We start from the raw sequence: 9,643 nt of genomic DNA on the forward strand, positions 1-9,643 counted from the left end.
GCGGACCAGGCTCCTCGGCCTGGCCGGCCCGGTCCGCGCCTTCGGGGACCGCTCGCCGGCAGGCCAGGCCGACGGTCGAGGATGGGGGGAGGCATGCGCGTCGGGCTTGGCCTGCTGGTGGTCCTCTTGGTGATGGCCTTGGTGCTGCCACTCTTCTGGCGAGTGAGTCCGACGGCGGTGGACCTGAGCCATGCTCTGGCGCCGCCGTCTCCGGCCCACCCGATGGGCACGGACGGCAACGGGCGGGACGTGCTGGCGCGGTTCAACGCAGGCGCCCGCGTCTCCCTTCTCATCGGCCTCATCGTCGCGGTCGTCGGCGCGATCATCGGCGGCACGATCGGGATCATCGGAGGAATCCGCGGTGGCGCGGTCGACGCCGTGCTGATGCGCGGAATGGATGCGATCCTCGCATTCCCGCCGCTGGTCCTCGCCATGGCGGTGACCGTCGGCCTCGGCCCCGGAGCCGTCACGGCCACGTGGGGAATCGTTCTCATCTCGATTCCGTGGTACGCCAGAATTGTCCGGAGTGAGGTCCTCAGAATCAGATCGCAACAGTTCGTCTATGCGGCCGTCACGATGGGTGCGTCGCCGGTGCGCGTGGTTCGCCGCCACATCCTGCCGCACCTGGTGCCCACCGTCCTGACCCAGGCCGCCGGGGTCTTCTCGTACGGGATCCTGGCGATGGCCGGCCTCGGGTTCCTTGGGCTCGGGGTCCAGGTGCCCACAGCCGACTGGGGATCGATGATCACCGAAGGACTCGAATACGCCCTCGGCGGGCAATGGTGGATCAGTACGTTCCCGGGCCTCGGCGTCCTGGCGGTCACCGCCGCGGCCGCGATCATCGCCGACAGCGGACGAGAAGCTTTCAGCCGACCTGGCGAACGGGCGGGTGGTTGAGGATGTATGCAGTCATACGACGAGTACTGGGCGCGGCGGCAACTGTTCTGCTCACGTCGCTGCTCTGCTTCGTTCTTCTCCGCGCGATACCCGGGGATCCGGCTCGGGTGATTCTCGGTCCCCTGGCACCACCGGACGCAGTCGATTCGCTGCGCCGGTCCATGGGCTTGGACAAACCGCTCCTCGAACGGTTTGTCCTCTACCTGCACGACTTCTTCACCGGAGATTGGGGCTATTCCTATACGAGCGGCCTTCCCGTACGCACGCTTCTTTCCGAACGTGTCATGCCGACCGTGGAGCTGGGGCTCACTGCCTTCGTATTCGCTTTCGGCGGTGCGTTGATCCTGGCCTTGATCTCGACCTACCGGCGACGCCGCGCGGTCGACCGAGGCGCCATGGCTTGGTCCTTCGTCGGAACCGGAGCGCCGCCGTTCTGGACGAGCCTCATCGCACTGATCATCTTCTGGCAGACTCTGCATCTGTTTCCCGGTCCCGAAGGGCGCCTCGGTCCGGGCGGCGAGCCGCCACCCTCGATCACCGGCCTTTACTCGGTCGATTCGCTGCTGACGCTCCGGTTTTCGACGTTCGCCGATGCATGCTGGCATCTCATCCTGCCGGCCGCGGTCCTGGCGTTTCCGGCGTCGGCGGCTCTTTTCCGCCTCCTGCGCAGCAGTCTCCTGGGAGTCCGCGACGATCCCTTCCTCACGGTCGTCCGGGGAAAGGGCATCTCGCCCTGGTCGGCATTCCGCAAGCACGCTTTGCCGAACGCCTTTCTGCCCACCCTGACCGCGAGCGGGCTCATCCTGGGTGAACTGATGGTGGGGAGCGTCCTGGTGGAGTCGATCTTCTCCTGGCCCGGCATCGGGCAACTTATCGTGCAGTCCATCCAAGGGCAGGACTTCGCGGTGGTGCAGGCATTCATCCAGCTCGGCGCGGTGGGCTACGTGGTCATCAACGCGTGCGTGGACATCCTCTATCGCCTGGTCGATCCCCGGGTTCGCCTGAAGTCGAAGGTGCTGGCATGAATGAGCAGCTCGTACTCGAGGTCAACGACCTCCGGACCCAGTTCGGCTCCGGCCCCGGCTGCGTGCACGCCGTCCGCGGCGTGGACCTGAAGATCAAGAAGGGGGAAAAGGTCGGTCTGGTCGGGGAATCCGGCTCCGGGAAGTCCGCGCTCGCCCTGTCGATCATGGGCCTGATCGGGCCGGCCGGGCAGGTGAGCGGTGGCACGATCGCCATCAACGGCCAAGTGATCGACCAGCAGGACGAGCGGCAGATGAGCCAAATCCGCGGCGCGAACATTTCCTTGGTGTACCAAGACCCCATGGCCGCACTCGATCCTGTGTGGACGATCGGCGGGCAGATGGGTGAGGCGATCCGGCGGCACAACCGGAGAATCAGCCGAGCAGCGCTGCGGGCAAGGATTGTCGAACTGCTCCGGGCGGTCGAGGTGCCGGACGCGGAGCACCGGCTCAACAGTTACCCCATGCAGTACTCCGGCGGCATGCGGCAGCGGGTGCTGATCGCGATGGCGATCGCGAACGAGCCGGAGCTGATCATCGCGGACGAGCCGACGACCGCATTGGATGTCACGACCCAGGCGCAGGTGCTGGACCTGCTTCAGCGGCTGGCCGACTCGCACGATACGGCCGTTCTGCTGGTCACCCACAATATGGGCGTCGTCGCACAATTCTGTGACCGGGTCATGGTGATGTACGCGGGCCGCATTGTCGAGGAGGCCGAGAGCAGGGCGCTCTTCGCCCACCAGGCTCACCCGTACACGGAGGCGCTGCTCAAGGCGGTTCTCCATCCGGACCGGTTGCCGGAAGGACGATTGCCGTCGATCCCGGGCACACCGCCACCCCTGCATCAACTGCCGGTCGGCTGCGCGTTCGCCGCGCGGTGCCCACAGCGCGGCGAACCTTGCACAGCCCTGGATCCGCAGCTCATCGAACTGTCGGACGTGGGCTATTCCGGTGGCGCGGCGTGTCATTTCAGCCGGCAGCGAGTAGTGGATCGTCGAACTGAACGGGGGAACGCCCCATGAGGATGGGAAATGCGGGCCGGTCACCTGCCGGCACAGCCGAGGAAGCTCGCGAATCCGACGCCCTGCTGGACGTTCGCGGACTGACCGTTACCTACTCCGCGAGTCGTCGCAACCACGTGAATGTCGTCCATGATGTCGATTTCTCGATCAGCTCGGGCGAGGCGTTCGGGCTCGTCGGCGAGTCGGGATCCGGCAAGTCCAGTATCGCCCGCGCATTGATGCATCTGTCCTCGGCCTCCGGCGAGGTCGAGTTCGATGGAGTGTCCTGGCTTCGGCAGCGTGGCAGGCCGCTTCGCCGGTTGCGCGCCGGGATGCAGATGGTATTTCAAGACCCGTACGCCTCGCTGGATCCGCGGATGACCGTACGGGCACTCATCCGGGAACCGCTGGACATCAACCGGATCGGCGCCCAGCAGGAGCGGCGCGAAAGGGTTGACGAGCTGCTGGAACTGGTCGGCCTTACCTCGGAGCAGGGCGATCGAAAGCCGAGCGCGCTCTCCGGAGGTCAACGTCAGCGCATTGCCATCGCGCGTGCCTTGGCGCTGGACCCCAAGCTCATCGTCCTCGATGAACCGATCTCTTCGCTCGACGTGTCGATCCAGGCTCAGGTCCTGAATCTCCTGACGGAGCTGCGCGAGCGCATCGGCCTGACCTACCTTTTCATTGTCCACGACCTGGTGGTGGCCGAGTACTTCTGCGATCGCATCGCCGTGCTGTTCGGGGGCCGGATCGTCGAAACCGGTCCGAGTGCGGAGATCTTCGGATCGCCGCTGCATCCCTACAGCCGCGACCTCGTGTCGGCCACTCCCCTGCCCGATCCGACGCAGCGCCGGCCGCTGTCCGGGCGATCCACGAAGGAGACGGTCATCGCCCCTCCGAACGCGGGCTGCCCGTATCAGAACCGGTGCGCCCTTCGAAACGGACGGGACCGGTGCGTGACGGAGGTTCCGCTACCGCGCCCCGGTCCGCGCGGTCAGCTGGTCGCCTGTCACTTCTTCGAGGAGGAGTCTCGCGAGGGTTGAGCGGACGTAAGCGCACCATGAGCGCTCAAGGATGGCGTCGAATGCGCGGCGCAGTGCCGGCCACGGTGGCTCGTCGGCGGGACGGCTCCGGAGTGCGTCGAACAGCAGTGAACAAAGCACGGAACGTGAACATCTCGCCGCTGGGCGGCCTCCTACGCCAAGTGTGCGCCCGCCGAGGCCATCGGGGCGCAGTCGCCGCCGCGGCACGGGCGCTGGTTCCGGACGGCTTCGACGGGATCGTCGACCTGGTCGGCGGAACCGCGCTGCAGACGGTCGTTCCCCTGGCCCGGAATCCCCGCAACGTCATCTCCGTGGGCGATCCGTCCGTGTCCGATCTCGGTGGCCGGTTCGTCGAGCGCCGCCTGGACCGCACGAACCTGGAGCGGTCCGCGCAGCTGGCTCTCGACGGGGTTCTCGCACTTGAGATCACCGAGGTCCATCCGCTTTCCGACGCCCCGGCCGCCCTTGCCACCGTCGAAAACGGTCACGCCTCGGGCAAAGTCGTCATCAAGGTGGCCTGAGCGGTGACCGGGGTGGCGTCGCCGGGTGCGACGCCACCCCGGTCCGGGTTCGATCAGGCTGTCGCGTAATCAGGTTGGCGATCCAACCGGCGGCCTCGATCGAGCCACCGCAGGCCGCCCGCGCACAGCACGCCGATCACCAGCAGGCCGAGCCACGGCAGCTCCGGCAAGCCCGCCGTCCGGGCGAGGTCGAACACCGTGCCGGTGGCCAGATTTCCCACGAGAATGCCGACGCCGACCACCGTGTTGTAGAACCCGTAGTGGGTGGCGACCAGCCGATCTCCCGACAGCCGGACGATCGTGTCCATCTCGAACGGAAACACCGCCACAGTTCCCAACGCCAAGGCGGCCGCGGCGAGCACCAGCGCCACGGCGCCGGCGACCGGTCCGAAGCGAGCCGCGGCCGCGGGTGCGACGAAGGCCGCTGCCATCAGCGAAAGCCCGGCTGCCAGGCAGGTTCCGGCGCTCCATCTCGCCTTGAGCCACGCGGTGATCTTGAACTGCCCGGCGAGCGCCAGCCCGCCGGAAACCAGGAACAGCAGCGCGACCAGCGCGTCCCCGCCCCCCGAGGACCCGATGATCCGGCGGACCTCCATCGGGAGCGCGAGATAGGTCTGGAACGACAGGACGTACGAGCCGATCATGATCAGCGAGAACACCACGAACGTCCGATTGCCCGCGATCGCTCGCCAGTCGCCGAGCACTGAACTCCCTTCGCGGTCCGGACGCGCCGGAGACGCCGGGAGGGCACGCAGCTGGGCGACGGTCAGGACGGCGAACACCGCGGCGGCGATCCAGCAGGTCAACCGGAAGTCCACCAGACCAAGCGCCAGCCCGACCAGTGGCCCGGCGAGGATGCCACCTTGGTAGAACACGTTGAACAGCGAGAAAGCCTCCAGCCGCCGGTCACCGGAATCGGCGGCCAGGTAGGCCCGCACAGCCGGGTTGAACAACGCCCCGGCGAACCCGGTCGCAGCCGAGGCGACGATCAGCGCGGGCAGCGAATCGACCAGGCCGAGCAACGCGAAACCACCGGTCCTCAGCAGACAACCGGCAACGATCAGCGGCTTGTACCCGAGCCGGTCGGCGAGCGTGCCGCCCAGCAGGAACATGCCCTGCTGGGAGAAGTTCCGGACACCCATGACCAGCCCGACCGCCCAGCCGGCCAGGCCGAGCGGACCGGAGAGGTACCCGGCGAGATAGGGAATCAGCATGTAGAAACCGAGATTGATGCTGAACTGGTTGACCATCAGCAGCCGGCTCGGCCGGCCGAAGGAGCGGAACCTGTGGACGAGCCGGCTCACCGCCCGGCTCCCCGCGCGTCGAAAGTCGCCGGGTCGATGACGTTGCGGCAGCGGGTCCAGCGTTCGACGACGCGTTCGCGGGGGTCGTCGAGCACTTCGGGTTCGCGTGGTGGCGGGACGTCGAGCAGGTCGTGCCGGCGGCAGAACTGGTCGTTGTAGACGGTGTCGAAATAGCGCTGAGGGCCGTCCGGGAAGACCGCGGCGATCCGGACGTCCGGGTCGTTGGTGCGGGCCAGCCAGCCCGCGACAAGGGCGACCGCTCCGACGCTCCAGCCGCCGCTCGCCTGGTGAGCCGCCGCCAGCCGGCGTGCGGTCCACACCGCTTCGCGCGGCGCCACCCAGTGCACCTCATCGAAAGCGCCGTAGTCGACGTTGCGCGGATGGATGCTCGACCCGAGCCCGCGCATCAGCCGCGAAGTGGCGGGCTGGCCGAAGATCGTCGAGCCGATCGTGTCGACGCCGACCAGCCGCAGCCGGGGGAAGTGCCGTTTCAGGGCGCGGTAGGTCCCGGCGGAATGACCGCCCGTCCCCACCGAGCACACCAGGATGTCGATGTGCCCGAGCTGCGCGGCCAGTTCGCCGGCCAGCGGGGCGTAGGCGCTCACGTTGTCGGGGTTGTTGTACTGGTCGGGGCACCAACCCCCGGGGTGTTCCGCCAGCAGCTGCTGGACGCGGTCGCGGCGAGCCTGCTGCCAGCCGCCGGTGGGGTGCGGCTGCTCGACCATCTCCACCCGGGTCCCGTACGCGGTCAGCAGCCGCAGCACGATCGGCTCCATGCCGGGGTCGGTGACGAGGGTCACCGGGTGCCGGTGGACGCCGCCCGCGAGCGCGAGGCCGAGCCCGAGCGTGCCACTGGTCGACTCGATGATCGGCGCGCCATCGGCGAGTTCGCCGCGTTCGCGGGCGGCGGCGACCATGTGCAGCGCGGGCCGGTCTTTGATGCCGCCGGGGTTGAATCCTTCGAGCTTGGCCCAGAACCCTGCTTCGGAGAGTGCGCACGGGTCGGTGATCCGGAGTACGGGGGTGTTGCCGACTGCCGCGGCAAGGGAGCGGTCGCACGTCGCGGCGATCGAGCGAGCGGCTGAGGGCAGCACGGAATGCCGGGGAAACGTCGTCATGTCCTTCGATCTCTTCTGGTCCGGGTAAGGGAAAACGGCGTGAACCGGCCCTGTCAGATACGCCAGACGTTGAGTTCGATGCGCAGCGATCGCCGCGGGCACGAGGCGGGACGACGGGAATCGCCGACCGCGGGCCGCGTCCGCGCGGCGAGTGCGGGTGTGACGTCGGCCGTGGCATCGCCGATCAGCACAAGGGGCGGTTCGCGATGCTGCCCCGGCATCTGCGTCACGCGGGTGGGGGCGGGGTGTCCGTCCAGGCGGTGGTCGGTCGGGCAGGGGATGCCTGACGACGCGGCGGCCTGGTGGGCGAAGGCGACGCGGTCGCTTCCGGCGCAGCCGGCGCCTGCTTCCGGGTGCAGGACCGCGACGACGAGCAAGGCGAGCACGAGCAAAACGACGGACCGCGGACTTCGCGTAGTCGTCTTGGCGCGCACAGTCGCCAAGCTAGCAGAAGTTGACCTTGCCCTGGGCCGGTCTGTGTGCAACTTGACGAAGGGCACGTACCGACTCGCGGATCGCCCGGGCAACGGGCTCGGTTTGTTGCGCGATCGAGAAGACGTTCTCCGGCGCGGCCCATCAGGGCTGCCGCGTCCTCCGCGAGCCGACGAAGGCGCTCGCGCGTTCAGCGCTTGGTGGTACCAGTCACGGCTGTTCAGGTCGATGAGCTGAGTGTCGCCGACGATGGCGACATCGACCACCCGCTTGAGCAGGTCGGCCTTGGTGCCGAAGCGGACGTAGACGGTGCGGTGCCCGACTCGGGCGGCGTCGGCGACCGCGGTGAGCGTGGTCGCGGCGTAGCCGTCACGGACGAACAACTCGCGGGCCGCGGCGATGATGCGCTCCTCGGTGTCGGCGACCCGTTTGGCGCGCAGGTCGGCCGGCCGGGGATTGACGGACGGGCTCATGGGATGCAGTACAACTGCAACAATACAGTCCCCACTGCATCAACCTCGCCTCTTCCGGGCGGAGGATTCCATGACCACCGACGCCCCCTGCTCGACGGAGTTCACCACCTCAAGCTGCCGGTCAGCGATCTCGAACGCGCCCGCGCGTGGTACGAGTCGCGCCTGGGCTACCAGGTCGCCACCGAGTTCGCCGAGCACGGCATGGTGACCGGCCTGGCCATGACCCATCCCCGTGGCGGTCCGATGTTCGCCCTGCGGCTCGACCCGCAGCGTGCCAAGGCCGCCGCCGGGTTCGACTACTTCTCGATCGGTGTCCCACCTCTCACGCTCGGCGACGCTGTGAAGGGATGTCTTCACGGACTCTGGGGCCAGGGTTCCGGCAAAGTCGGTGTAGAGGTCCGTGAAGGGTCCCTTCACGGACTCTGAGTCTGTGAAGGGTCCCTTCACAGACCCGAAACCGGTCCGGCGCACGCCACGAGGTGGTCGCACACACCTCCGCATCGCCCACTGCCGGGTCCCCGACCAACTTTGCCGACACCCTGGACTCTGGGGCTGTGAAGGGAACCCTTCACAGCCTTTCCGTACGCCAGGTGAAAGCCGCCCGCACCACCTCCACCTGGCGAGGGTGGACGCAAGCCTTGGCGGCGAAACCCGAAGCCGCAGCTGCGACGCAGTCCGCGCGCAGCAGGTCCAGGTCTGCGATATCGACCAGCACGGCATCGATCGGCGCGACGCCTGCCGCGCGGGCGGCGCGGCCGATCCGGTTCGGTCCGGTACCTGGAATGTCTCCGCGAACTCGGCCACGCGTGCGGCTCCACGGGCTGGGTCGCCGGGGTGCTCAACAGCAGCACCTGGCAGCTGGCACTGTTCGACGCCCGGGCGCAAGAGGATGTGTGGGGCGAGGACCCCGATGCCCGAATCTGCATCTCGCTCGCCCCGATGGGCGAAGTGCGCAGAGAAGGCGGCGGCTTCCGCCTGTCCGGGCGGTGGAGCTTCGCGTACGGGTCCACGCACGCCGGCTGGGCACTGTTGAGCTGCTACCTGCGCGACGACAGTGGCAAGCCCCTGGAGGTGCGGACGTTCCTGGTACCCGCCAAGGATTACCGGATCGAGCAGGTGCGGGACACCGTCGGGCTGCGCGGCACCAGCAGCAACGACATCCTCGTCGACAACGCGTTCATCCCGCCCCACCGCACTATTTCCGCAGCCCAGCTCGCTTCACCGGCTCGCCCCGGATACGCGGTCAACCCCGAACCGTCGTACCGCCTCGCGCTGGGTTCGGTGTTCACGAGTTCGGTCTCCGCTCCCCTAGTCGGCGTCGCCGAATCAGCCTGCGCGGAGTATCTGTCCGCGATGCGCATCCGCACCCGGGTGGGCGCCGCCGGCGGCCGGACGGTCCCCGATGACCCGTTCGCCCAGATCCGCGCCGCGCGCGCCGCGAGTGAGATCGATGCCGCCTGGTTGCAGCTGAGCCGGAACATCACCGATCTCTACGCCTGCGCCCAACGTGGCGAGCAACCGGCGCTGCAGCTGCGTACCCGGCTGCGCCGCGACCAGGTGCTGGCCACCGAACGCGCGACGCGGGCGGTCGACCTGCTGATGGAGAACGCGGGCGGCCACGCCCTGCGCATCGGCGACGATGCCCTGCAACGCGCCTGGCGCGACATCCACACCGGCCGCGGCCACACGACCAATGACCCCGAGAAGGCCCTTGTCCTTTATGGACGGGAAGCCTTCGGTCTCGAAGTCCACGATCCCATGCTGTGACACACGGCCCCGGGCGGGTGTAGTTGGACAGCGCCACGGTGCCCGAGAACGAGGTCACCGCA

11 protein-coding genes are annotated in these 9,643 nt (G+C 68.2%); 7 read left to right on the forward strand and 4 right to left on the reverse strand.

From position 1 onward, the window contains the following. The first annotated feature begins 93 nt into the window (after positions 1-93). From D5S19_RS24615 to D5S19_RS24635, 5 genes are all read left to right on the forward strand, one after another. A complete protein-coding gene (locus D5S19_RS24615) occupies positions 94-897 on the forward strand; it encodes an ABC transporter permease (protein WP_199730684.1) in 804 nt (267 codons plus the stop codon). 2 nt (positions 898-899) lie between these two features. Next, a complete protein-coding gene (locus tag D5S19_RS24620; RefSeq protein ID WP_120025771.1) occupies positions 900-1,922 on the forward strand; it encodes an ABC transporter permease in 1,023 nt (340 codons plus the stop codon). After that, positions 1,919-2,944 carry an ABC transporter ATP-binding protein gene (locus D5S19_RS24625; protein ID WP_120025772.1) on the forward strand — a complete coding sequence of 342 codons (1,026 nt, stop codon included), beginning with the start codon at positions 1,919-1,921 and terminating at the stop codon, positions 2,942-2,944. Before D5S19_RS24620 ends, D5S19_RS24625 begins: the two co-directional genes overlap by 4 nt. Beyond that, entirely contained in the window at positions 2,941-3,966 is a 1,026-nt protein-coding gene (locus tag D5S19_RS24630; protein WP_120025773.1) for an oligopeptide/dipeptide ABC transporter ATP-binding protein, read from the forward strand. Before D5S19_RS24625 ends, D5S19_RS24630 begins: the two co-directional genes overlap by 4 nt. Before the next feature lie 107 nt (positions 3,967-4,073). Continuing rightward, entirely contained in the window at positions 4,074-4,487 is a 414-nt protein-coding gene (locus D5S19_RS24635) for a zinc-binding dehydrogenase (RefSeq protein ID WP_233574132.1), read from the forward strand. 53 nt (positions 4,488-4,540) lie between these two features. Here the strand turns inward: D5S19_RS24635 and D5S19_RS24640 are convergent, their stop codons facing one another. The 3 genes from D5S19_RS24640 to D5S19_RS32575 are packed head-to-tail and all read right to left on the reverse strand — an operon-like array spanning position 4,541 to position 7,814. Then, positions 4,541-5,791 (reverse strand): MFS transporter, encoded by a 1,251-nt coding sequence (locus D5S19_RS24640; protein WP_120025774.1) that lies wholly within the window; start codon positions 5,789-5,791, stop codon positions 4,541-4,543. After that, positions 5,788-6,909: a PLP-dependent cysteine synthase family protein gene (locus D5S19_RS24645; RefSeq protein WP_120025775.1), complete on the reverse strand. Its 1,122-nt coding sequence runs from the start codon at positions 6,907-6,909 to the stop codon at positions 5,788-5,790. The genes D5S19_RS24640 and D5S19_RS24645 overlap by 4 nt, the downstream gene beginning before the upstream one ends. 53 nt (positions 6,910-6,962) lie before the next feature. After that, on the reverse strand, positions 6,963-7,814 hold the full coding sequence (locus D5S19_RS32575) for a TetR/AcrR family transcriptional regulator (RefSeq protein ID WP_199730685.1): 852 nt from the start codon (positions 7,812-7,814) through the stop codon (positions 6,963-6,965). A 3-nt stretch (positions 7,815-7,817) separates the two neighbouring features. Here D5S19_RS32575 and D5S19_RS32580 point away from each other — a divergent pair, with 3 nt between their 5' ends. Further along, positions 7,818-8,240: a VOC family protein gene (locus tag D5S19_RS32580; protein WP_199730686.1), complete on the forward strand. Its 423-nt coding sequence runs from the start codon at positions 7,818-7,820 to the stop codon at positions 8,238-8,240. Positions 8,241-8,382: 142 nt separating this feature from the next. On the opposite strand, the gene D5S19_RS24660 is transcribed toward D5S19_RS32580, so the two are convergent. Further along, positions 8,383-8,529 (reverse strand): hypothetical protein, encoded by a 147-nt coding sequence (locus tag D5S19_RS24660; protein WP_233574133.1) that lies wholly within the window; start codon positions 8,527-8,529, stop codon positions 8,383-8,385. Positions 8,530-8,648: 119 nt separating this feature from the next. Between D5S19_RS24660 and D5S19_RS24665 the strand changes: the two genes are divergently transcribed. Further along, positions 8,649-9,581: an acyl-CoA dehydrogenase family protein gene (locus tag D5S19_RS24665; RefSeq protein WP_120025777.1), complete on the forward strand. Its 933-nt coding sequence runs from the start codon at positions 8,649-8,651 to the stop codon at positions 9,579-9,581. Positions 9,582-9,643: the final 62 nt, after the last annotated feature.

Origin of the sequence: Amycolatopsis panacis (assembly GCF_003600245.1) — a bacterium.
GTDB lineage: Bacteria > Actinomycetota > Actinomycetes > Mycobacteriales > Pseudonocardiaceae > Amycolatopsis > Amycolatopsis sulphurea.

Excerpts from the sequence above, each read along its gene's own strand:
- D5S19_RS24615 (WP_199730684.1), top strand. The coding sequence starts at position 94 with ATGCGCGTCGGGCTTGGCCTGCTGGTGGTCCTCTTGGTGATGGCCTTG.
- D5S19_RS24620 (WP_120025771.1), top strand. The coding sequence starts at position 900 with ATGTATGCAGTCATACGACGAGTACTGGGCGCGGCGGCAACTGTTCTG.
- D5S19_RS24625 (WP_120025772.1), top strand. The coding sequence starts at position 1,919 with ATGAATGAGCAGCTCGTACTCGAGGTCAACGACCTCCGGACCCAGTTC.
- D5S19_RS24630 (WP_120025773.1), top strand. The coding sequence starts at position 2,941 with ATGAGGATGGGAAATGCGGGCCGGTCACCTGCCGGCACAGCCGAGGAA.
- D5S19_RS24645 (WP_120025775.1), bottom strand. The coding sequence starts at position 6,909 with ATGACGACGTTTCCCCGGCATTCCGTGCTGCCCTCAGCCGCTCGCTCG.
- D5S19_RS32575 (WP_199730685.1), bottom strand. The coding sequence starts at position 7,814 with ATGAGCCCGTCCGTCAATCCCCGGCCGGCCGACCTGCGCGCCAAACGG.
- D5S19_RS32580 (WP_199730686.1), top strand. The coding sequence starts at position 7,818 with ATGCAGTACAACTGCAACAATACAGTCCCCACTGCATCAACCTCGCCT.